21 protein-coding genes and 1 pseudogene are annotated in these 20,718 nt (G+C 63.2%); 10 read left to right on the top strand and 12 right to left on the bottom strand.

From position 1 onward, the window contains the following. The first annotated feature begins 29 nt into the window (after positions 1–29). From IB272_RS07555 to IB272_RS07540, 4 genes are all read left to right on the top strand, one after another. Entirely contained in the window at positions 30–431 is a 402-nt protein-coding gene (locus IB272_RS07555; protein WP_192444263.1) for a GFA family protein, read from the top strand. A gap of 104 nt (positions 432–535) precedes the next feature. Beyond that, a complete protein-coding gene (locus tag IB272_RS07550) occupies positions 536–1,099 on the top strand; it encodes a hypothetical protein (protein ID WP_060516078.1) in 564 nt (187 codons plus the stop codon). Between the two features lie 78 nt (positions 1,100–1,177). Then, positions 1,178–1,513, top strand: a complete 336-nt coding sequence (locus tag IB272_RS07545) for a hypothetical protein (RefSeq protein ID WP_060516077.1) — start codon at positions 1,178–1,180, stop codon at positions 1,511–1,513. Between the two features lie 219 nt (positions 1,514–1,732). After that, positions 1,733–2,299 (top strand): hypothetical protein, encoded by a 567-nt coding sequence (locus tag IB272_RS07540; RefSeq protein ID WP_060516076.1) that lies wholly within the window; start codon positions 1,733–1,735, stop codon positions 2,297–2,299. A 3-nt stretch (positions 2,300–2,302) separates the two neighbouring features. Here IB272_RS07540 and IB272_RS07535 read toward each other — a convergent pair whose 3' ends face one another. Together IB272_RS07535 and IB272_RS07530 are read right to left on the bottom strand one after the other, a co-directional pair. After that, the gene (locus tag IB272_RS07535) at positions 2,303–3,073 is read right to left on the bottom strand and encodes an adenylate/guanylate cyclase domain-containing protein (RefSeq protein WP_060516188.1); all 771 of its coding nucleotides are present in this window, start codon (positions 3,071–3,073) and stop codon (positions 2,303–2,305) included. Positions 3,074–3,189: 116 nt separating this feature from the next. Continuing rightward, positions 3,190–4,077 (bottom strand): LysR family transcriptional regulator, encoded by an 888-nt coding sequence (locus IB272_RS07530; protein WP_060583237.1) that lies wholly within the window; start codon positions 4,075–4,077, stop codon positions 3,190–3,192. Between the two features lie 125 nt (positions 4,078–4,202). Here IB272_RS07530 and IB272_RS07525 point away from each other — a divergent pair, with 125 nt between their 5' ends. Beyond that, positions 4,203–4,547: an antibiotic biosynthesis monooxygenase gene (locus IB272_RS07525; protein WP_034793159.1), complete on the top strand. Its 345-nt coding sequence runs from the start codon at positions 4,203–4,205 to the stop codon at positions 4,545–4,547. A gap of 63 nt (positions 4,548–4,610) precedes the next feature. Here IB272_RS07525 and IB272_RS07520 read toward each other — a convergent pair whose 3' ends face one another. After that, positions 4,611–6,050 (bottom strand): DUF1254 domain-containing protein, encoded by a 1,440-nt coding sequence (locus IB272_RS07520; protein WP_060583235.1) that lies wholly within the window; start codon positions 6,048–6,050, stop codon positions 4,611–4,613. Positions 6,051–6,379: 329 nt separating this feature from the next. Here IB272_RS07520 and IB272_RS07515 point away from each other — a divergent pair, with 329 nt between their 5' ends. Continuing rightward, positions 6,380–8,317 (top strand): TetM/TetW/TetO/TetS family tetracycline resistance ribosomal protection protein, encoded by a 1,938-nt coding sequence (locus IB272_RS07515; RefSeq protein WP_192444262.1) that lies wholly within the window; start codon positions 6,380–6,382, stop codon positions 8,315–8,317. A gap of 106 nt (positions 8,318–8,423) precedes the next feature. Here IB272_RS07515 and IB272_RS07510 read toward each other — a convergent pair whose 3' ends face one another. The 8 genes and pseudogenes from IB272_RS07510 to napE form a co-directional block, all read right to left on the bottom strand. Next, on the bottom strand, positions 8,424–9,272 hold the full coding sequence (locus tag IB272_RS07510; protein WP_034793150.1) for a hypothetical protein: 849 nt from the start codon (positions 9,270–9,272) through the stop codon (positions 8,424–8,426). Positions 9,273–9,750: 478 nt separating this feature from the next. Further along, entirely contained in the window at positions 9,751–10,173 is a 423-nt protein-coding gene (locus IB272_RS07505) for a YciI family protein (protein WP_060516071.1), read from the bottom strand. Positions 10,174–10,768: 595 nt separating this feature from the next. After that, entirely contained in the window at positions 10,769–11,467 is a 699-nt protein-coding gene (locus tag IB272_RS07500; protein WP_034793141.1) for a NapC/NirT family cytochrome c, read from the bottom strand. 4 nt (positions 11,468–11,471) lie between these two features. Further along, positions 11,472–11,927 carry a nitrate reductase cytochrome c-type subunit gene (locus IB272_RS07495; protein WP_089043553.1) on the bottom strand — a complete coding sequence of 152 codons (456 nt, stop codon included), beginning with the start codon at positions 11,925–11,927 and terminating at the stop codon, positions 11,472–11,474. A 44-nt stretch (positions 11,928–11,971) separates the two neighbouring features. Continuing rightward, positions 11,972–14,479 (bottom strand): periplasmic nitrate reductase subunit alpha, encoded by a 2,508-nt coding sequence (gene napA, locus IB272_RS07490; protein WP_060603598.1) that lies wholly within the window; start codon positions 14,477–14,479, stop codon positions 11,972–11,974. Further along, a pseudogene (locus IB272_RS07485) lies at positions 14,454–14,760 on the bottom strand (chaperone NapD). Before IB272_RS07485 ends, napA begins: the two are co-directional and overlap by 26 nt. Further along, on the bottom strand, positions 14,753–15,253 hold the full coding sequence (gene napF / locus IB272_RS07480) for a ferredoxin-type protein NapF (protein WP_089043552.1): 501 nt from the start codon (positions 15,251–15,253) through the stop codon (positions 14,753–14,755). Before napF ends, IB272_RS07485 begins: the two are co-directional and overlap by 8 nt. A 9-nt stretch (positions 15,254–15,262) precedes the next feature. Next, on the bottom strand, positions 15,263–15,451 hold the full coding sequence (napE, locus tag IB272_RS07475; RefSeq protein WP_034793129.1) for a periplasmic nitrate reductase, NapE protein: 189 nt from the start codon (positions 15,449–15,451) through the stop codon (positions 15,263–15,265). 388 nt (positions 15,452–15,839) lie between these two features. On the opposite strand from napE, the gene IB272_RS07470 reads away from it, so the two are divergent. Beyond that, complete coding sequence (locus tag IB272_RS07470) at positions 15,840–16,214, top strand: DUF4180 domain-containing protein (RefSeq protein WP_034793127.1); 375 nt, start codon at positions 15,840–15,842, stop codon at positions 16,212–16,214. A gap of 50 nt (positions 16,215–16,264) precedes the next feature. Next, a complete protein-coding gene (locus tag IB272_RS07465) occupies positions 16,265–16,846 on the top strand; it encodes a GNAT family N-acetyltransferase (RefSeq protein ID WP_192444261.1) in 582 nt (193 codons plus the stop codon). Positions 16,847–16,882: 36 nt separating this feature from the next. Here IB272_RS07465 and IB272_RS07460 read toward each other — a convergent pair whose 3' ends face one another. Continuing rightward, a complete protein-coding gene (locus tag IB272_RS07460) occupies positions 16,883–18,331 on the bottom strand; it encodes an MFS transporter (RefSeq protein ID WP_192444260.1) in 1,449 nt (482 codons plus the stop codon). Between the two features lie 285 nt (positions 18,332–18,616). On the opposite strand from IB272_RS07460, the gene IB272_RS07455 reads away from it, so the two are divergent. Continuing rightward, the gene (locus IB272_RS07455) at positions 18,617–19,507 is read left to right on the top strand and encodes a LysR family transcriptional regulator (RefSeq protein WP_192444259.1); all 891 of its coding nucleotides are present in this window, start codon (positions 18,617–18,619) and stop codon (positions 19,505–19,507) included. Positions 19,508–19,664: 157 nt separating this feature from the next. Next, the gene (locus IB272_RS07450; protein WP_192444258.1) at positions 19,665–20,033 is read left to right on the top strand and encodes a VOC family protein; all 369 of its coding nucleotides are present in this window, start codon (positions 19,665–19,667) and stop codon (positions 20,031–20,033) included. Positions 20,034–20,718 lie beyond the last annotated feature (685 nt).

Here is a 20,718-nt window from a genome sequence, read left to right as displayed (position 1 = left end):
CCGCCTCGGTACAATAGCGGGAGCGGCTCATGCTTGACGGCTCATGTCACTGCGGCAATGCGAAGTGGACGCTCAAAGGCGACCCCGGCCCGATCACCGCCTGCAACTGCACGCTCTGCCACCGCTACGGCACGCTTTGGGCCTATGACTACGAAGGCGAGCGCATCGCAGTCAGCGGCGAACTCACCGCCTATACCCGCGCCGACGAGAAGGACCCGACGCTCGAAATCCTCTTCTGCCCGACCTGCGCCGGCGTCGTCGCCTGGCGCAGCCTCAACCTCGACGCACGAGGCCGCCGGCGCATCGCCGTCAATGTCAGACTGGCCGCGCTGGACCGGGTCGCAAACCTTCCCATCGACCATTTCGATGGCCTGGTCACCTTCGAAGACCTACCATCCGACAGCCGCTGCGTGCGCGACCTTTGGGCGTAGGAGCTCGCACCACCACGAGATGGCAACCCCAAGGCAAGAAACAGTCTGGCGGCTCCAGCCTGCACAACGGCTGCAATCAAAGTAGATCGGTTCCAAGAAAGTAGATGAATATGCTCGAGCAAGCGAAGCCGTCACGGGGTTCCAAAATGTCGGGCTGCCTCTTCCTCTCCTTTGTCGGCGTTGCTGTCTCGCCGGTCTTGCCGGAACTGTTCGGACATCCCTACGTCCCCACAGCCAGTTGGATTGACTGGAGCGGGTCGGCGGCTATCGTGATCGGCATTCTCGCGGCAGTCTATTTCTTATGGTTGATCACGCTGGGGGCTGCGGGTCGCTTTCAGCGCCTGGGTGCAAAGACAGTTTTGCTCACTTTTGCCGCGCCATTTATTGGCTTCTGGCTCGGGTACAGGGTCGTGGTGCTCGGCGGACCGATGCTCGTTGCTCTCGCCATCGGCAGCGGTATCGAACACACCTTCACAGTCAAGTCGAGTGAATCGGACTTCAGATGCTCGAGCAGTATCACGGTCGCCGAACTCCCCGTGCTGGCTAACAGGTTCTGTGGTCTTGCTAAGGAATTGGCAGGCCCGCTCGGCCCTGGCTCGCGCGTTTCAATCACGGGGCGGGGCTGGCGATGGGGCGTGTTTGCGGGCAGTGTCAGACGGATCGATTGAGCCTCGGCCGCCTTCATGAAAAATTGAAGCAATCAGGCGTTGATCCGCACGCCGCCGCCAGATGGAGAGAGAACGTCCATGCGACATTTGACTTACGCGACCGCGTCACTTCTCGCTCTCCTCAGCCTGTCGGCCTGCTCCCAGTCATCCTCGTCGTCGCCTCCACGTCCCTCGACATCGGAGGCGACCGCAGCGGCGCTTCGCGGCGGAAACCCGACCGACGAGCGCGCCTGCGAACAGGCCGTCGTCAAGCAGACCAACAACCCCGACATTGCGACGCTGAGCTCAGAGATGTCGCAGGCCAACACGCAAGTCATCATCGGCGTCGGCCCCGAGCGCGCCAAGTGGCGCTGCCTCGTCTCCCGCGGCAAGGTCGCCGAGGTGATGTCGTTGACCGACGAAGGTGCGATGTAGGTAGGCGATCCGTGGACGGAAGCCACATCGCGCCCGGCGGGCAGTTCGCCCTGCCTCGCTCGGTCGCGCTTTCCCGGATCGACAATAACCGAACGTTGCGACGATATTGATGCACAATCGAAAACAGCTTATGTCTTGAGTTGCCGGATGGTGAGGGACGTCTTGGTCCGCAATCGCACGGTTGCCGCCCACCGACCTGCCCCATATCCGGAACACCCCATGGACGCACCTGAGCCTGCGAAAGAGCCACTCTTCACCAAGCTTCTGCGTTATGTCGTCGTAACCTGCTTCTTGCTCTTTGCACTCCCTATGCTTGGCGCGTTTGTCGGATACCTCTATATCCCCTCACCTGAATGGATGGAGTTGACCCGGACAGCCGCTCTGATCGGCGGCGCCTGTGGCTCCGCGCTGATCCTGTTGGCGGTCGCGACCAGCCCGGACTCCATGAATTATGCCTACGCCGATCCAAAGACAGCCTTGTTTGTCGCCATAGTGCCGTTCCTCGGCTTCGCGATGGGGTACATCATCGTAACGATGGGCGTTCCGATGGCCGGCGCATTGGTCGCGGGCAACCACGTCGAGCGCATCTACACCGTCGCCTCGATGGCCCGTTCCAAAAAATGCTGGAACTCCATCGAACTCATCGAGCCGCCGTTTCAGGCAGATCAGCTCTGCGGGTACTCGTCCGAACTTCGAGATAGTCTTTGGCCCCGTGATCGGGTGGCGATCAGCGGACGCGGCTGGAAATGGGGCCTCATCGCCAGCGACGTCAGGAAGATCAAATGAGCCTCAGCTCTGCTTTGCGATGACCCGCGCCGCGACCGGCTGATCGATGCCCTTTAGCGTCAGCAGCCGCGTCGCCGCTCCTGACGCCAGCTCCCCGGCCTGGCCCGCCGTTTCGGTCGAGACGATAATCTCCCCCGCCTCGGCCTGGGATTCGAGCCTCGAGGCCAAGTTGACCGTGCCGCCGATCGCGGTGAAATCGCTGCGGAATGTCGAGAACTCGCCGATCTCGACCTCGCCCGAATGAATGCCGACGCCCACGCCGAGCGGCCGTTCGCCGAGGTCGTCGAGGTCGAGGCGGCCGAGTGCATCGGCGCAGAGACGCTGGATATCGCGTGCTGCCATGATCGCCGCTTGCGCATGGTCTTTCCGGATGATCGGAAAGTTGAAGATCGCCATCAGCCCGTCGCCCATCTGCTTGTTGACGATGCCGTCATGCGCCCAGATCGCCTGGGCGCAGCGATCCTGGAACAGGCTGACGATCTGGCTCAAGCGCACCCGCTCGATCCGCTCCGAAAGATGCGTGAATCCGCGGATGTCGGCAAACAGGATTGTGGCGCTTGCCGCAACGTGACTCTGCTTCTTCACGTAACGGAAGGAGCGCTCGCAGATCGTACAGATATTCGGGTTCATCTTGCTGCGGGTAATACCGAAGGCGCGGAACGGCAGCGCCAAGGGCCCGCGGATCGGGATCGGCACATGCATCTGGTCCCAGCATCCCCGGCAGATGCGGGCGTCATGGCTGGCGGCAGGCTGAATGGAAGAGGCGTCTGTCATGGTGCGCATCTGCTCCGGCTCGCATGACCCGATGGCGTCAGCGAAGCTTCGGACATTTGCAGCACTTTAGCAACGGCTGGATCGACGCCGGGGGAACGTTCCGTGCCGCCCGGCCGTCACGCGGCAAACAGGTTCTCCGCCATGAAATCGACGAAGGCACGCACCTTTGGCGAAAGATAGCGATTGGTCGGCCAAAGCACGCGGAACGTGCCGGTTTCGCGAAGGTAATCTTCCAGCAGCGAGACCAGCTTGCCTTCCGCCAGTTCAGGCGACACGGCAAAGGGCGGCAGGCAGGTGATGCCGAAGGAGCGCTCCGCAAGAAAGATCAAGGGGTCGAGCGTACTCGCCACCGTGGTCACAGGCAGGTCCAGCTTCACCTCACGCCCGTCACGAACGAGCGGCCAGGGTTCAAGGCGGCCGGAATTGGCGTAGCGGTGATGAAGGCAGCGGTGCCCAAGCAGGTCCTCCGGCACCTCCGGCCGCCCATGAGCCGCGAGATATTCCGGCGAAGCGACGATCCGGTGCCGGAACGTCCCGAGCTTGCGGCTCATCAGGCGTGTATCCTTCACGTCGCCGGTGCGGATGACCGCATCGAAGCCCTCCTCGATCACATCGACCAGCCGATCGGTGAAATCGAGATCAAGATTGATCAGCGGATAGGCGCGCATGAAGTCCGATATGGTCGGCATCAGCAGCATGCCGGCGAGCGGCAGGCTGACGCGCAATTGCCCGCGCGGCGTCGCATGCGAGCGTGACAGTTGCGCCTGGGCCGTTTCGAATTCGGACTGGATGCGGCGGCAGGTGTCGAGAAAGAAGCTGCCGTCCTCGGTCAGCGCCATGCTTCTCGTCGACCGGTTGAAGAGGCGCACGCCCATCTCGTCTTCGAGCCGCGCGATCGCCTTGCCGACGGCCGAACCTGAAAGCCCTAGGCGATGCCCGGCGGCCACGAAGCTGCCCGCCTCTGCCACCTGAATGAAAATGCTGAGCGTTCCGAGCTTGTCCATCGCGCACCGATTACGGAATGTTTTTCCGAAGTGATGAGAATACGCGCTCGTTTATCCGCTATTTCTCTCCCGATATCCAGATGCCGTCGCGGTCGATACGCCGCGGCGTTTAAATGGAGAGAAGCATGACAACGATCCCTACCCCCACTTTCTCGGCGTCCCCCGTTCCGACGACCTTCGTCGTCAACGTCATCCACGCCCATCCCGGCAAGCAGGAAGAAGCCTTCGCCGTCATCCAGGACGTCGTGCACTACGTTGCCGAACGGAAGGAAGGTTTTCTGTGGAGCACGCTGTCGAAGAGCACCGACGGCGAGACCGTCGTCAATGTCGAGGCGATCCAGGGCACCGGAAATGTCGATGAGTTCTTCTCCGATCCGGTGTTCGCGGAGAAGTTCCGCAAGCTGGACGAAGTCTCCCGCAGCGAGTTTCACATCTATACGGTCGGCGATCTCGTGCTGCCTAAGCGCTGAGCCGCCGCCTGATCGCCACGCCCTGCGCCTTCACGCGAAGACGCAGGGACTCTTTCGCCTCTGTCATCCCGCCTTCTTCACCGGCGGGATGAGCCACGACCCGTCGAGAATGGAAGGCGGGCTGTCGTCGGGCCAATAGAGCCGCATCATCAGGATGAACTTGCCCTTCGGCGCCGGCAACCAGTTGTTTTCCTTGTCCTTGCCGGGTGATTCATTCTGGATGTAGATCTCCGTCGAACCGTCGGCATTGGCCTTGGGGCTGACGCGCGCGCTGATCGAATAGCGGTTGAGCGGATTGTCGACGAAGAAATAGTTCTCGTCGTACATGGTGATCGACCAGAAGCCGCGCACCGGCGGCAATTGCCCCTTGGGGAAGGTGACGACGTATTTGTTGGAGCCGTGATAGGCGCGGGAAACCAGGCCGTCCCTGGACTTCAGCGACGTCGGATAGATCGCATCCTGCGGACGATTGGCGCCAAGCCCGATCGCCGTGATCAGCGCCCGCTGCAGATAGTTGGTGCCGTAGATGCCGGTCTTGGTGGTGAAGCCCCAGCCGTTGACGTTCTGGATGTCACCATCGCTGAACTTGAAGTGCAGCATGATGCGATGGAACGCCATGACGGGGATGCGCGACACGAAGGCGGCATCGAGCTTGCTCTTGTCGAAGTCCTGGCCCGGCACGATGCCGATTTCGGCAAATTTGGCGATCGCCTCGCCATCCGCCGCCGTCGGCGGATTGGTCTTCATCAACTCGCAAAGAAGCGTGAAATATTCGACCGCATCCATGCGATTGACCTGCTCGCGCACCGCCGTCTTCATGTCGATCGACGGATCGACCTTGCCGACCGGCGGCGTCCAGTCCTTGCCATAGGCGCTGAGCGGACAAAGCTTGCACTCGTCCTGAAGTGCATGCACCGCCGCATAGTCCTCCGGCGTGCCATCGCAATAGATGCGCCCGAGGATCCAGACGATGCCGGTTGAGGATTTGTATTCGGTCACGCCGTCGGGAAGGCTTCCCTGCCAGCCCGGCCCGGTAATGGCATAGGCCTGCGCCCCGCCGCCGGTCGTGCGCTTGCCCGGCACCTGAAACACCGTCGTCCAGCCGTCGAGCATCGGAAACAGGAAGAAGCGATCCTTCATGTCGGGGATCGACAGCACCCACGGCTCCTTGCCCACATCGACGAAGGCTGTCGTGTACAGCGTATCGGCATTCGGCGCGGTGACATCCTTGAAGGATGCGTTCGGATATTCACGCAGCTTGATGACGTGGCCCATCGGCCCCTTGCTGCCTTCGGGCTTGGCCACATTGGTCACCACCCGGCGGGTCATTTCCGTCGTCACCAGCGGATAGCCGTAGATATAGGCTTCCACCGCCAGCCAGAAATCATCGGCAGCCTCGACCGGATCGAAAAGCGGCGATTCCAGCGCGTTCGCAGGTAAGAACGATGCTGATGCAAGCAGGCCGGCGCCGCCCAATGCGACGGCGCGACGGGTCATGTCCATGTTTGCCTCCCCCTTTTTCTTTGGCGGGAGGAAGTTAGCATATACTAATAAGTACGACCAGACATTGTGTTCGGCCTGTCCTCGCGTGACCGCCCGAAGCGGGAGCGTCGCCATTTTTCGATGGCCCCGACCACACCAGCAAATCTGCAACACCGCGTCGGAGTTGTCAGGCGGCGCTTGACGCCCTTCCTGTGGCGTCCTTAGATTTCACGAGCACCCTCGCCTGCCGTGGGTTGCGCGATCCGCAAGAAGCTCAAGTCTGGAGGCCCCGATGCGCCGAGTCACTTCTCAAGAAACCCAGATCCGAATTTTTGAGAAGCTGATGGGATATGCGCACATTGAATCTGGGCATCCTCGCCCACGTGGATGCAGGCAAGACTAGCATTACGGAAAGACTCCTTTTTGACACCGGCGCGATCGACAGGCTCGGCAGCGTCGATAGCGGCAATACCCAGACCGACAGCCTTGAACTCGAACGGCAGCGTGGCATCACCATTGCCGCCTCCGTCGTGTCATTCAGGCTTGGCGATCTGGTCGTAAACCTCATCGACACCCCCGGGCATCCGGACTTCATCGCCGAGGTCGAGCGCGTGCTGCAATCGCTCGGTGCCGCCGTGGTGGTCGTTTCGGCGGTGGAAGGCGTGCAGGCGCAGACCCGCGTGCTGGTGCGCGCCTTGCGCCGCCTCGGCGTCCCCTTCCTGTTCTTCGTCAACAAGATCGATCGCCTCGGGGCGCGTCCCGCCGAAGTGGTCGAAGAGATCGCCAGCCAACTCTCGGTCCGCCCCGTCATCATGTCGGCGGCGGTCGAGGCCGGCAGCCGACACACGAGAGCCGAGCCGATCGACTTTGCGCAGGAACCGCATTTTTCGGCACTTTCGGAAGCGCTTGCCGCCAATGATGAAGCCTTGCTCGACGATTATGTGCTGGCACCGCAGCGTCTGACTGTCGAGCGGCTGCGGAAGGCCTTGGCGACGCAGCTTGCCGAAGGCCTTCTGCACCCGGTCTATTGCGGCATCGCCATGACCGGCGTCGGCGTGCCGGGCCTGATCACCGCGATCGAGACGCTGTTGCCGGCGAAGGCGCCCGCCCCGGATGCACCGGTCGAAGGCCGGATCTTCAAGATCGAGCGCGGCTGGGGCGGTGAAAAGCTCGCCTTTCTCAACCTGACGTCCGGCACCGTCGCCATGCGCGACTATCTCGTCCTTCCCGGCGGCGCGGCGAAGGTGACCAGCATCCAGCTCTTCGACCAGGGCCGGCTGGAAAAGGTGGACCAGGTGACAGCCGGCCGCATCGCCAAGGTGGGCGGGCTTGCCCATGCCCGCATCGGTGATTGGGTCGGCGTCGACGGAAGGCGTGCCGGAGCGTTTCACTTCGCCCCGCCGACGCTCGAAACCCTCGTGCGGCCGAGGCGCCCTTCGGACAACACGGCGCTGTGGCTTGCCCTTCAGCAACTGGCCGAACAGGACCCGTTCATCAACCTGCGCACCAGCGACGATGCCAGCGAGATGTTCGTTTCGCTCTATGGCGAGGTGCAGAAGGAGGTGATCGAGGCCACCCTGTCGGCCGATTTCGGGCTGGAGGCGCATTTCGAGGAAAGCACGGTCATCTGCGTCGAACGGCCCCTTGGCACCGGAACCGGCATCGAGATCATCTTCCGCGAGCCGAACCCCTTCCTTGCGACCGTCGGCCTCAGGATCGAACCGCGGCCGGCGGCAGCGGGCAACAGTTTTGCCCTCGAAGTGGATGTCGGCCAGATGCCTGCGAGCTTTTACCGGGCGGTCGAAGAGGCCGTTGCCGAAACGCTGAAGGCCGGGCTCTTCGGCTGGCAGGTGATCGATTGCCACGTCGCCATGACAGCGGCGCGCCAGACCTCGCCGGCCAGCACCGCCGTCGATTTTCGCCGGCTGACGCCGCTGGTGCTCGCCGAGGCGTTGTCTTCGGCCGGAACGGTCGTCTGCGAGCCGATCGACAGCTTCCGCCTTGAAGCGCCCGCGTCCGTCCTGACGGCCATTCACACGCTGCTCGCCAAGTCAGGCGCGTCGACGACGGATTCGATCATCGAAGGTGGCGTCGCCCGGCTTGCCGGAACGATCGCATCGGCCAACGTCCAAGGCGTCCAGCGGCAGTTGCCGGGGCTCACCAGCGGCGCCGGCGTGCTCGAAAACAGCTTCGATCACTACGCGCCGATCGCAGGCACGCAGCCTTCCCGGCCCCGGTTGGGTGCGAACCCGTTCGATCGGGCCAATTATCTCCGGAGCCTGCGATAACATAAGAACACCGCGCGCCTCTTCAGACGCGCGGTGCCACCATGCTCTTGCTTGATGATTGTACCTGGCTGGCAGCGGCGCAAAATGCTGCCGCCTGCCAAGCCGATCAGAACGCCAGGCGATTGCTGGACCAGACCGGGCCGAGGCGCTCTTCTTCCTTGAGCGTCGTCGAACCGTAGGAGAAGCGCAGGCCACCGAAGAGGGTGCTGGTGTCGCCGGAAACCGAAGCGCTCAGCCCTGAAAGCTCTTCGTTGGTGTATTTGTAGCCGGCAAAGAGCGTAACGGGGAAAGCGTCCAGCCGGTAGTTGGCCGTCAGCTTGACGCTGCGCAGGTCGTAATCCAGGTCGTTTTCGCTCATGCGATGCAGCGAGCCATCAACGTCGAAGCGCAGGTTGTCGGTCGCGTAGATGCGCGCGCCGAGCGAGCCCATGTAATGATCGGCATCGATGTCGTCGAAGTCTTCCACACTCGCCTGGCCGTAGCCGATCGCGCCATGCAGCGTCCAGGTATCAAGGAAGTAGGCCGCTTCGACGCCACCCATGTAATCGTTGAGGTCGAGGCCGATGCCCGGGTCGAGGCGTGCGCCTTGCACGAAAACGCCTGCCGCAAAGAGATCATTGCGGTAGTAGCCGTGCAGCGCGCCGTCATAGCTGTTCGTGTCGATATCCTCAAAGGAGGCGCGCGTGTAGCCGAGATCGACCTGCAGGTTGAAGCCGGCGCCGGCGTCGAAGTTCACCGCACCGCGCAGGTCCCATGCATCCGCATCGATATCGCCGGGCGAGTCCACGGCAGCGCCGTAGGACGTCTCGACGTAGCCGACGATGCCGCCCGACGCCTGCTCCACCGGCACCTCATAGGCGTCCTGCGGCCCCACCAACGGACCATCGATATCAGCAGCCGCCGCGATCGAAACACTTGAAAGAAGAAAAATGACGAAACTGCTCGTCCTGACCATTGCCCCACTCCGGTTCAAACCCCGGAAATAAGGTAAACGAACACGGTTAATACAATCTCTACGGGAAGCAGAGCGGACGTCCTGCCAACGTCGACACGATCCGGACACCGTGGCAGCCGTTCATCCCGCGAACGGCCTTCGTCCCGCTCGCCGCACAACACCTTGTCACCGCGCAACACCGGCGGCTGCCCCTCATCCCGCGGTGAGGACTTGCCCCTCATCCTGCCGGCACCTTCTCCCCGCTTGGCGGGGAGAAGGACATGCGTGGCACTCACTCCCTCGGCGACAAGCACCGCAATCCGGCCCCCCGACCAAACACATTTGACCGTGACGGCGCTGCGTTCGAAATCACCGAGAACCGGGCTCGTACCCTCTCCCCGCCTGCGGGGAGAGGGTTAGGGTGAGGGGCAAGCAGAGTTGCTCCCGGGTTAAACCTGGGGAGATGGGCAAGGCCACCCCAAGGTTCGGCTAACAGCCCTTACTGGTTGGCGATCTTCTCGCGCAGGCGCTCGTCCTGGGCGGCGATCTCCGGCGTCACCAAGTCGCCGAAATCTTCCATCTCGAAGACCGGGCGGATTTCGATTTCGCTCGGGCCCGGCATCGGGTTCGGGCAGCGCTTCACCCAGGCGATTGCCTCGGCCATGTCCTTGACGGTCCAGATCCAGAAGCCGGCGACCAGTTCCTTGGTCTCGGCAAAGGGGCCATCGATGACCATGCGGTCGGCGCCGTCGAAGGCGACGCGGGCGCCACGCGACGAGGGATGCAGCCCCTCGCCCGCCTGCATGATGCCGGCATTGACCAGTTCCTCGTTGTATTTGCCCATGGCTTCCAAGAGCTCGGTCGAGGGCATGTTGCCCGCTTCGCTGTCCTTGGTCGCCTTTACAAAAACCACTACGCGCATTGTCCATTCTCCTCTGTCACGCCAGTCCCGGTCCTCGTGACCTCTGGGGGTGCCGGCGTGGTGAAACCCAAATAGTGAGAGCAGGCTGCGGGCGAAAGACCCGCGCGGATTTTTTTCCTATCCCGCTCCGGTGGAGGAAGCCAGATTGCCTCCCTGCCTAAATGACGAACGGGAAATGGCGGCGCCGACAGCGGTGTCGAATTTTTTCCGAAAAAAGATTGGCGGGGGGAAATGAAGAGAGAAAAGCACTGCTCGACAAGACCATCGCCGCAGATCCGAATGTGCGCCTTTGGTTCAAGAACCCCCAAGCCACTCCCCTCATCTGGCGGCTTGGTACGATGCCGGCCCCCACCCACCCTCATCTCTGTGCTCGTCACAGAGATCCAGCAGCCGTGCGTCGGCACGGCGGGAAGTACGGTCTTGGCACGACGCCTCTTGGGAACCAGGTCCCTCGCGCCGCCGACGCGACGCGGCTGAATTCCTGTGACAAGCACAGGAATGAAGGACGCACTGCCCAAGAACCGTAAAAAAGAGGGCCACACCGCACCGGCATGGCCCTGGAGAATTCAATGCGGCTCAGGCGGGCCGGCGCGTCTTACTGCGCCTGCATATGCAGATCCGCCATCGCCTGCCGGAGATCATCGATCGGCGTCTGATTGGCCATCTTCTTGCCCTCCAGTTCCGGCGGCATCTTCCAGCCTGGATCGATGCCTTCCATGTTGGGCAGCTCGTGGGCGATGCCCTTATGGCAATCGATGCAGGTGGCCTTGCCCGAGAGCAGATAGCGGGTGTGGATCTCGGCCGCCCGCTGCGTCTGCTTCTGCAGGTCCATGGCGACGGAGGAATGGCAGTTGCGGCATTCCAGGCTGTCATTGGCCTTCATGCGCGCCCATTCGTGCTGCGCCAGTTCCAGCCGCTTCTCGAGGAACTTCGGCCTGGTATTGATCGTGCCGAAGATCTTGCCCCAGACTTCCTTCGAAGCCTGCATCTTGCGGGCGATCTTGTCGGTCCATTCATGCGGCACGTGGCAGTCCGGGCAACTGGCGCGCACGCCCGAGCGGTTGGAGAAGTGGATGGTGCGCGTCAGCTCCTGATAGACGTTGTCGTGCATCTCATGGCACGAGGTGCAGAACTTTTCGGTGTTGGTGAGTTCCAGCGCCGTGTTGAATGCACCCCAGAACATGACGCCGCCGATGAAGCCGCCGAGCGTGAGGAAGCCAAGGCCGAGCGTGCCGGCCGGCGTCTTCATGATGCCCCAGGCCCAAAGGATGATTTTCCTGATCCATGCGATCATGTCGTCACTCGCTTCCGGCCGGCTTGAAGCCCAGTTCGCTCATGTCCTTGAAATTGCTCGGCACCAGCGGGCTGGTATCGGCCTGCGGGACGTGGCAGGCGGTGCAGAAGTAACGCCGGGGCGAAACGTCGGCGATCATCTGCCCGTCGCGCGTCATGTAATGGGTGACGCTGATCATCGGCGCACCCGAATCCTGGGTGAACTCGCGCTTGTGACAGGACAGGCACCGGTTGGCATTGACCGAAAGCTCATAGCCCTCGATCGAATGCGGAATGACCGGCGGCTGGTCGGGATAGGCGCGCATCTTGCGCTTGTCGTCGACCACCCATTTCGGCAGCGGTGCCGCCGCCTCCGTCGCCATCTGCGGCGTCGGCCCTTCGAGCTGCGGCACCAGTTTTTCCGCCACTTGGGCGACGGCCGCCGTCGTGACGAACATCAGAAGGCCAGCCGCAAGGGCCATCCATGCGGGCCGTTTGGCAACGGCCCGAACCAGCCGTGACCACCCTAGAGGGTGACGGGAAGAATCTTGACCGCGCATTTTTTGAAATCCGTCTGTTTGGAGATGGGATCGGTGGCGTCGAGGGTAACCTTGTTGATCAGCTGGCTGGCATCGAACCAGGGAACGAAGACGACGCCGGGCGGCATGCGGTTGCGGCCGCGGATGTCGACGCGCGAGCGGATCTCGCCGCGGCGCGAGACGATGCGCACTTCCATGCCCTGGTTGATGCCGCGCTTGCGGGCATCCTCCGCGTTCATGAAGACGCGCGCGCCCGGAAACGCCTTGTAGAGTTCCGGCACCCGCATGGTCATCGATCCCGAGTGCCAGTGTTCCAGCACGCGGCCGGTCACCAGCCAGGTATCGTATTCGTCGTCGGGGGATTCGGCCGGCGGCTCGTAGGGCACCGCAAGGATGATCGCCTTGCCGTCCTTGTTGCCATAGAACTTCACGCCCTCGCCCGGCTTCACATAGGGGTCGAAGCCCTCGCGGTAGCGCCAGCGCGTCTCCTGGCCGTTGACCACAGGCCAGCGCAGCCCGCGCACCTCGTGATAGGTGTCATAGGGCGCCAGATCATGGCCATGGCCGCGTCCGAAAGTGGCATACTCCTCGAACAGCCCCTTCTGGATGTAGAAGCCGAAATCCTTGGCTTCGTTGTTGTCGTATTCGGCGCTGACATCGGTCAGCGGGAAACGATCGACTTCGCCGTTCTTGAACAGAACCTCGAACAGCGTCTTGCCGCGATATTCGGGGCTGGCGTCGAGGATCTCCTTCGGCCACACCTCGTCGGTGGTGAAGCGCTTGGAAAACTCCACCATCTGCCAGAGGTCCGAGCGCGCCTCGCCGCCCGCTTGCACCAGCTGGTGCCAGACATGGGTGCGACGCTCGGCATTGCCGTAGGCCCCTTCCTTCTCCACCCACATGGCGGCGGGCAGGATCAGGTCGGCGCTCATCGCCGTGATCGTCGGATAGGCATCGGAAACGACGATGAAATTGTCCGGGTTGCGATAGCCCTGCCAGGTCTCGTTGGCGGTGTTCGGCCCCGCCTGGACGTTGTTGTTGACCTGCACCCAGTAGAAATTGAGCTTGCCGTCCTTCAGCATCCGGTCCTGCTGCACGGCGTGGTAGCCGGGCTTTTCCGGAATGATACCGTGCGGAATGCGCCAGATTTCTTCGGCGTGCTTGCGGTGCTCGGGATTGGTCACCACCATGTCGGCAGGCAGGCGATGGGCGAAGGTGCCGACCTCGCGCGCCGTCCCGCAGGCAGACGGCTGCCCGGTCAGCGAGAACGGGCTGTTGCCGGGCTCGGAGATCTTTCCGGTCAGAAGATGCAGATTGTAGACCATCTGGTTGGCCCACACACCGCGCACATGCTGGTTGAAGCCCATGGTCCAGAGCGACATGACCTTGCGGCTCGGGTCGGCATAAAGCTCGGCCAGCTGCTCCAGGAACTCCGGATCGACGCCGGTCATCTCGGCGGTCTTCTTCAGCGTATATTCGGAAACGAACTCCTTGAACGCCTCGAAATCCATCGGCTCGGTCTTGCCGGGGTCCTTGGAGTTTGCGGCATTCACCTCGACCGGGTTGTCGGGCCGGAGACCATAGCCAATGTCGGTGACCCCGCGAGCAAACTTCGTGTGCTTGTTGACGAAGTCCTCGTTGACCTTGCCGGTCGTGATGATGTGGTTGGCGATGTAGTTGAGGATGACGAGGTCGGTGCCTGGCTTGAAGACGATCGGGATATCGGCCAGGTCCATGCTGCGATGGGTGAAGGTCGAAAGCACCGCGACGCGCACATGCGGCTGGCCGAGACGCCGGTCGGCGACACGGGTCCAGAGGATCGGGTGCATCTCCGCCATGTTCGAGCCCCAGAGCACGAAGGCATCGGCGTTCTCGAAGTCGTCGTAGCAGCCCATCGGCTCGTCCATGCCGAAGGTGCGCATGAAGGCGACGGCGGCGGACGCCATGCAGTGGCGGGCATTGGGATCGAGATTGTTGGAGCGGAAACCCGCCCGCATCAGCTTGGTCGCCGCATAACCCTCGAAGATCGTCCATTGACCGGAGCCGAACATGCCGACGGCCGTCGGGCCTTTCTCCTTCAGCACCTTCTTTGCCTGCTCGGCCATGACGTTGAAGGCCTCGTCCCAGCTGACGGGCTCGAACTCGCCGTCCTTGGCGTAAGTGCCGCCGCGCTTCCTCAAGAGCGGCGTCGTCAGGCGGTCCTTGCCGTACATGATCTTGGAAAGGAAATAGCCCTTGATGCAGTTGAGACCGCGGTTGACCTCGGCCTGCATGTCGCCGTGGGTGGCGACAACTTGGCCTTCCTTCACGCCCACCATCACGCCGCAGCCCGTGCCGCAGAAGCGACACGGCGCCTTGGACCACTTGATTTCCAGCGCGTTGACGCCGCCCGGCACCGGCTGTGCGGCGGCAGGCAGCGCAATGCCGGCCGTGGCGGCGGCGATGCCGGCCGCATGGGCCTTCAGAATGTCACGCCGCGTCAGTTCTCCGCTCATGGCTCCTGCCCTTCCTCTTCCATTTCCACATGCTCGAAAACCATGTTGGCCGAGATCACCCCGTCGAGCAGCGAGATCTGTGTCAGCCGTTCGCCGAGCGCGCCCGTGCTTCTGCCTTCGATGACGACGACGATCTTGCCGCCGCCATGGCCATGGATTTCGACGTTTTCCATTCCCGCGAGCGTCGCCAGGATCGCTTCGGTGCTCTGCGGCATCGTGGCGACCACGGCGCTCGAAATGTGATAGGGCGTACCCGCCTTTGCCGCTGCGGCCTCAGACATGCGCCACCTCCACTTCCAATGCCTTCACTGCAATCGCACTCACCGGGCAGCCACTGAGGCAGGCGCCGCAGCCGGTGCATCGGTCTTCGTTGATCTCAGGCAGAAACGGCCCGCCGATACGCGGGCGAAAACGGATCGCCTGCTCCGGGCAGCTTTCACCGCAGGACTGGCAGGCAATGTATCGGCGCGCGAGACAGGTATCGGTGACCGCGGCGACATGCGGGAAACGGCGCACGGCCTTCTCGGTGAATACCGGCTCGGGACAGGCTTCCTCGCACGCACCACAGAAGGTGCATTCGCCGCCCGAAAAGTCGACGAAGGGAAGACCGTCAGAAAGACGGATTATGGCGGTGGGACATCGCTCCGCACAGGCGCCGCAACCGGTGCAGGCGGCAAGGCTGAGCTCCGAAACGCCCGGCGGGCGGATGCGGACGGGCTTTGCGGCAGCGCGGCCGGTAAAGAGTTCACGGCGTGAGAGAGGTTCGACCTTCATGGCTCGACCTCAATGCCCGGGCGGGCCCGGCGGGCCAAAGATGATCTGCAGCATCCAGACGAGGAAACCATAGCCGCCGACAATGCCGACGGCGACGATCGGCCAGATGCCGAAGGCGAGCACGAAGAAGGTAATCAGCTCCGCGCGTCGCGAGCGCGGCGGCTTTTCGATCGGCTGTGCCTGAACGACTTCCGGCATTCCTGCGTCCCCCAACACAATCCAAGGTAAGATGCGCCACCGGAAATAAAAATCAATCCCGTGACCGGCCGATGACAGCTTTTCACCGTGCCTCAGAGTAAATGCCGAACAGAAGGGGTCATTGATCTGTGTCAAATTGACAGAAAACTGGCACCGGAATTCCCGAGAAATTCTCACGCGTCGTTCCGGCATAACTTGCGGACGCCAATCAGTTTTTGCGAATATCGATATATTTCTAGAAATACATCGCCTTATGCCCGCTCGGCCGAACCGGCCGGACATGCGGATACGGGACCAATCCGGCCGGCGGCGAGCGCAACCTGCCCCGACGGCAGAACCCGAGGCAACAGCCTTGCAACCCTGGGCTTTGCAGCCTACTTCTTGGCGCATGACACAGCTGATCGAAATCGGAACCGCGCGCGTGCTGCAATGCGCTGTCGATGGCCCCCTGCTTGCGGCACCGGGCGACGCCAATGATTTTCTTGGCGACGGCTGGGCGCATGAGGCCGACTTGCTGGCAGTCCCGGTCGAACGGCTGGGTCCCCATTTCCTCGATCTTTCGACCCGCGTCGCCGGCGAGGTGTTCCAGAAATTCGTCAACTACCGCATGCGGCTCGCCATCGTCGGCGATATCAGCACCAGGCTCGAAGCCAGCAAGGCGCTGACCGATTTCGTGCGCGAAACGAACAAGGGTGATTCGATCTGGTTCGTGCCGGATTTCGAAACGCTTCGCGCCCGGCTCGAGCGTTTGCCGACCGCCTGAACGCGGTAGTGTCTGACGATCAGTGCGGATCGATGGGGAAACCTCTGACAATGCGCCCATCCGCAGCGAACACTGGAAATCGCCCTGCGGTCACGCTGACGACCGATCGACTCGCGCTGCGCCCGACAACGCCCGCCGATGCGCAGCGCGCCTTTGAGATCCAGTCGGATTGGGACGTCACGCGGATGCTACGCATGGCGCAGTTTCCACCCGATCCCGACGACATGACCGGCTGGTTCGGTGAGCACCGGCAGGAATGGATCGCCGGCACGGCCTTTCGATTTGCCATCGATCGCAGAGGCCGCATGATCGGCCTGGTCGATCTCGACGAGATCGACGGCGAAGAAGGCGAACTCGGCTACTGGCTGGAGAAGCCAAGCTGGGGCCAGAGCTATGCCTTCGAGGCAGCGCAGGCAGTGGTGTCCTTCGCCTTCGAGCAGCTCGGGCTCGCGAGGCTGAAATCAGGCCACGCGGCCGACAATCCGGCCTCCGGCAAGGTCCTGCTCAAGCTCGGCTTTCGCCCTGAGAAAACCATGCGGAAGGCCTCCCGCTCGAGGGGCGAAGAGATCCTCCACCAGAGCTACAGCCTCGCGTCAGAGGCGTGGCGCAATCGGTCGGGTGCCGATCGCTGAGCGGCGGCGTGTCGGTGCGGTCCGCCTCTTGCGGGATCAACGCTCTCCAGCTGGCTCCGCGGCGACGGCCCGTTGTGCGCGCCTGAACGCCCTGCCCGCAACGGCGATCGCCAGCGCGGTCACGGTCAACAGCCCAGCCACCGCAAAGGTCACCTGCATGCCCCTGGCGACCAAGGCTGGCGCCGCCCCGGCCATGTCGCTTGCCGCCACGGCTGAGGCAAAGACCGCGCCCATGACCGATGCGCCGGTGACGAGGCCGAGATTGCGCGAAAGGTTGAGCAGGCCGGAAACGACGCCGCGCCGGTCCGCGCTCACCTCCGCCATGACCGCCGTGTTGTTGGCCGCCTGGAACAGCTGGTAGCCGGGCGTCAAAAGCGCGATCGCCGCGACATAACCGGCAACGCCAAAAAGCCCCGGCAGCAGCACAAGCGCCGCGCAGCCCGCAACCATCGCGGCAAGACCGATCGTGACTACGAAGCCCGCGCCCAGCCGATCGACGATACGGCCGGCGACCACGCCACCGAAGGCCGAGATGACGGGACCGACCGACAGGACGAGCCCGACCATCGCCGCATCGAGCCCCAGCCCGCGCGACAGATAAAACGGCCCGACCACCAGCGTCGCCATCATCACGGTCGAGACCAGCGCATTGGTCGGAAGCCCGCGGCTGAAAACCGGATCACGCAACATCGCCGGCCGGATCAGCGGCGAGGCTACCTTGGTCTCGACCCGCAGGAACAGTGCAAGACCCAAAACGGCGGCCGAAAGCAGCGCGACATTGAGCATGCCGAAACTGCCGCGGCCCACCGTCATCGCCAATGCATAGGCGCCCAGCGAAAGCGCAAGCAGCAAGGTGCCGGCGACGTCGAAGCGTGGGCGTTCCCTGCCCTCATACCCCTTGTCCGCCGGCAGATACCGATGGGCGAGCACGAGCGCCAGAAGCCCCAACGGCACGTTGACGAGAAAGATCGCCCGCCAACCGGGCCCGGCAATCAGCGCGCCGCCGAGCGACGGCCCGAGCGCTGTGCCGATGGCCGACATGGTGCCGAGCAAGCCCATGGCGCTGCCGGTCTTCTCCTTCGCCACCGTCTCGCCGACAAACGCCATGGTCAGCGCCATCATGATCGCAGCCCCGATGCCCTGCATCGCTCGCGCCGCGACGAGCAGCGGGAAAGCGGGCGTCAGGCCGCAAAGCACCGAGGCTGCGATAAAGAGCGCGATGCCGGCAAGCAGAAGCCGCCGCCGGCCGACGATATCGCCAAGCCGCCCGACGCTGACGATCAGCGTGGTGATGGCAAGCAGATAGGCAAGCACCACCCATTGCACCGCCTGGAACGAGACACCAAAAGCGTCCGCCAGCGCCGGAAGCGCCACATTGGCGCTGCTGGTGCCGAGCGAGGAGAGCAGCATCGACAGCGACAGGCTGGTGAGCACCCAGCGAACCGAGGCGGAGGCGGGAGCGTTTGCAGTCTTCGTCGCGCTCATCGGCCACACGCCGCGCGCGAGGTTTCGCGCCGATCTTTTGCAGCACGGGAAATCGCGGGGAAGCAAGGCGATAGCGCGCTTTCATGATTCAAAATATGCGGCAACGACTTCCGATCAGACAGGGAAATCGGGGCGGGCATCAGTGGGCATGGGATCATCGAAAAACCCTCCAAGGTCGGTTCTCCGAAAAATTAGACCTCGGCTTCATATGGCGGAAGCCGCAGCATTTGCACTTCATTCGTGCGTTTGACGCCACATCATGAGCCAACTGTGTTATGGATGGGCATGACCAGACCGGATCTCAACCTGCTCGTGACCCTCGACGTGCTGCTTGCGGAAGGCAGCGTCGCCCGCGCCGCCAGGCGCCTGCGGCTCAGCCCCTCGGCCATGAGCCGGGCGCTGGCAAGGCTGCGCGAGGCGGCCGGCGATCCGCTGCTGGTGCGCGCCGGCCGCGGCCTCGTTCCAACGCCGAGAGCGCTGGAACTGCGCGATCGCATCGGCCCCATCGTCGAAGCGGCCGAAGCCTGCCTTCGCCCGGCCGAGAGCCTGGACCTGAAGACGCTTTCCCGCACCTTCACGCTCAGGAACCGCGAGGGTTTCGTCGAGAATTTCGGCGCCGCGCTGATTGCCCGTGTGGCAAGCGAAGCACCTGGTGTACGCCTGCGCTTCGTGCAGAAGCTCGACCGGGAAAGCAGTCCGCTTCGCGAAGGAACCGTCGATCTCGAAACTGCCGTTGTCGGCGACATGACGGGCCCGGAGCTTCGCGCCCAGGCCCTCTTCCACGACCGTTTCGTCGCCGTGGTCCGCCCGGGCCATCCGCTGACATCAGGCGAAGTGACGCCCGCCCGCTACGCCGAAGGCCCCCACATCCATGTCTCGCGCCGCGGCAACGACGTCGGCCCGATCGACACTGCCCTCCAGGTCCTCGGCCTTAGCCGCAAGATCACCGCTTCCGTCGGCAGCTTCTCCGAGGCCCTGGCGCTTGTCCGCGCCACCGACCTCGTCGCCAGCGTGCCTGAGCGCTACACCGGAAGCCTGCGCGAAAACCTCGTCACCTTCCCTTTGCCCGTCGCCCTGCCCGAAATCACCATCTCGTTGCTCTGGCACCCCCGCCTCGACGCCGACCCGGCGCACCGCTGGTTGCGGGCCTGCGTGCGGGAGGTCTGCACCGTGTGACGCGCCGCGCGGCAAGAGGCCAGGCCCCCGAGCGCATACCGATGCGCCCCCAAGGACCTACGGTTGCCTGCAACAGGCCATCGGGGTATCAGCCCAATCCCGGCCGCAAATGCGCCGCCTCGCCAGCGCACCTCAAACCCGCACACAGGAGAACGCGATGTTCGACCACGTCAAATTCGGTGTCCGCGACTATGCGGCAAGCCTCGACTTCTACCTGAAGGCGCTCGAACCGCTCGGCGTTCCGGTGGTCGATCACGGCGCGCATGGCGTGGAGATGAGCACGGACGGCAAGTCGTCGCTGTGCCTCTACCAAACCGAGGAAACGCCGGCGCATCTTCACCTCGCCTTCATGGCCACGACCCGTGAGCAGGTCGACGCCTTCTACAGCGCAGCCCTTGCGGCCGGCGGCAGGGACAACGGCGCGCCGGGCCTGCGCCCGCGCTACCACGCCAACTACTACGCCGCCTTCGTTTTCGATCCGGATGGCCACAACATCGAGGCTGTCTGCCACGAGCCTGAGGCCTGATCCGACCAAGATCGCAGCAAGGAGCCGCCATCGATGCCCGGCAAGCGAGCTGGGCCTTGATGGCGACAGGCTGAAGTCTATGTCGCGTTGCGCCCCGCTTCAGGGCGGACGGCGCGACGCTCAAAACCAATAGCGTCTCATCCGCGCCAGGAATTCGACCGTCGTCACGGGAAAGCCTGAGCCACTGCCGATGACGGAATCGATGCCGCAACGGGGACAGATCGCCGTTGAGTCATCGTCGATCCATTCGTTTATCTCGGCCGCCGGAAAGATCTCGCAACAATAGAAGCATCCGCAGGACGGGCTCGCTTCGATTTCGGCTCGATGGTTGGCGCTATGCTTGTGCGCCTGAATGATTGTCTCGTCCATACCGCAATCATTGGCGCGCGCATAACCGGTTGTCCAGTGACCGCTGCACGCAACGCACGGGCGTGTAGGCCGCCTTGGTGACCTTTGGCAGCGAATGACGTGACGGCGCAGCCAACGCCTGGCGGAATGACAGAGGCGCTTCGAGCTACGTCCTCTTGAGGTTAAGCTGCCCCGCAGCGATCTTTAAATTGCTGCCTGTCTTTGTCCTAAAGTCGAGCGCGATTTGAGGAGACGGGCAGTCGGCTTCGATCGAACGGGGACCGGACAGGCACTGTCGGCTGATGGACGCAACGGTGCTCAAGGCGCCCGAGGGTTC

The organism is Ensifer sp. ENS08 (genome assembly GCF_014852195.1).
Taxonomy (GTDB): domain Bacteria; phylum Pseudomonadota; class Alphaproteobacteria; order Rhizobiales; family Rhizobiaceae; genus Ensifer; species Ensifer adhaerens.
The sequence above is the reverse complement of the archived record's forward strand: the minus strand, read 5'-3'. Positions and strand labels throughout refer to the sequence as shown.

Excerpts from the sequence above, each read along its gene's own strand:
- IB272_RS07555 (WP_192444263.1), top strand. The coding sequence starts at position 30 with ATGCTTGACGGCTCATGTCACTGCGGCAATGCGAAGTGGACGCTCAAA.
- IB272_RS07550 (WP_060516078.1), top strand. The coding sequence starts at position 536 with ATGAATATGCTCGAGCAAGCGAAGCCGTCACGGGGTTCCAAAATGTCG.
- IB272_RS07545 (WP_060516077.1), top strand. The coding sequence starts at position 1,178 with ATGCGACATTTGACTTACGCGACCGCGTCACTTCTCGCTCTCCTCAGC.
- IB272_RS07540 (WP_060516076.1), top strand. The coding sequence starts at position 1,733 with ATGGACGCACCTGAGCCTGCGAAAGAGCCACTCTTCACCAAGCTTCTG.
- IB272_RS07535 (WP_060516188.1), bottom strand. The coding sequence starts at position 3,073 with ATGACAGACGCCTCTTCCATTCAGCCTGCCGCCAGCCATGACGCCCGC.
- IB272_RS07530 (WP_060583237.1), bottom strand. The coding sequence starts at position 4,077 with ATGGACAAGCTCGGAACGCTCAGCATTTTCATTCAGGTGGCAGAGGCG.
- IB272_RS07525 (WP_034793159.1), top strand. The coding sequence starts at position 4,203 with ATGACAACGATCCCTACCCCCACTTTCTCGGCGTCCCCCGTTCCGACG.
- IB272_RS07520 (WP_060583235.1), bottom strand. The coding sequence starts at position 6,050 with ATGGACATGACCCGTCGCGCCGTCGCATTGGGCGGCGCCGGCCTGCTT.
- IB272_RS07515 (WP_192444262.1), top strand. The coding sequence starts at position 6,380 with ATGCGCACATTGAATCTGGGCATCCTCGCCCACGTGGATGCAGGCAAG.
- IB272_RS07510 (WP_034793150.1), bottom strand. The coding sequence starts at position 9,272 with ATGGTCAGGACGAGCAGTTTCGTCATTTTTCTTCTTTCAAGTGTTTCG.
- IB272_RS07505 (WP_060516071.1), bottom strand. The coding sequence starts at position 10,173 with ATGCGCGTAGTGGTTTTTGTAAAGGCGACCAAGGACAGCGAAGCGGGC.
- IB272_RS07500 (WP_034793141.1), bottom strand. The coding sequence starts at position 11,467 with ATGATCGCATGGATCAGGAAAATCATCCTTTGGGCCTGGGGCATCATG.
- IB272_RS07495 (WP_089043553.1), bottom strand. The coding sequence starts at position 11,927 with ATGGCCCTTGCGGCTGGCCTTCTGATGTTCGTCACGACGGCGGCCGTC.
- napA (WP_060603598.1), bottom strand. The coding sequence starts at position 14,479 with ATGAGCGGAGAACTGACGCGGCGTGACATTCTGAAGGCCCATGCGGCC.
- napF (WP_089043552.1), bottom strand. The coding sequence starts at position 15,253 with ATGAAGGTCGAACCTCTCTCACGCCGTGAACTCTTTACCGGCCGCGCT.
- napE (WP_034793129.1), bottom strand. The coding sequence starts at position 15,451 with ATGCCGGAAGTCGTTCAGGCACAGCCGATCGAAAAGCCGCCGCGCTCG.
- IB272_RS07470 (WP_034793127.1), top strand. The coding sequence starts at position 15,840 with ATGACACAGCTGATCGAAATCGGAACCGCGCGCGTGCTGCAATGCGCT.
- IB272_RS07465 (WP_192444261.1), top strand. The coding sequence starts at position 16,265 with ATGCGCCCATCCGCAGCGAACACTGGAAATCGCCCTGCGGTCACGCTG.
- IB272_RS07460 (WP_192444260.1), bottom strand. The coding sequence starts at position 18,331 with ATGAGCGCGACGAAGACTGCAAACGCTCCCGCCTCCGCCTCGGTTCGC.
- IB272_RS07455 (WP_192444259.1), top strand. The coding sequence starts at position 18,617 with ATGACCAGACCGGATCTCAACCTGCTCGTGACCCTCGACGTGCTGCTT.
- IB272_RS07450 (WP_192444258.1), top strand. The coding sequence starts at position 19,665 with ATGTTCGACCACGTCAAATTCGGTGTCCGCGACTATGCGGCAAGCCTC.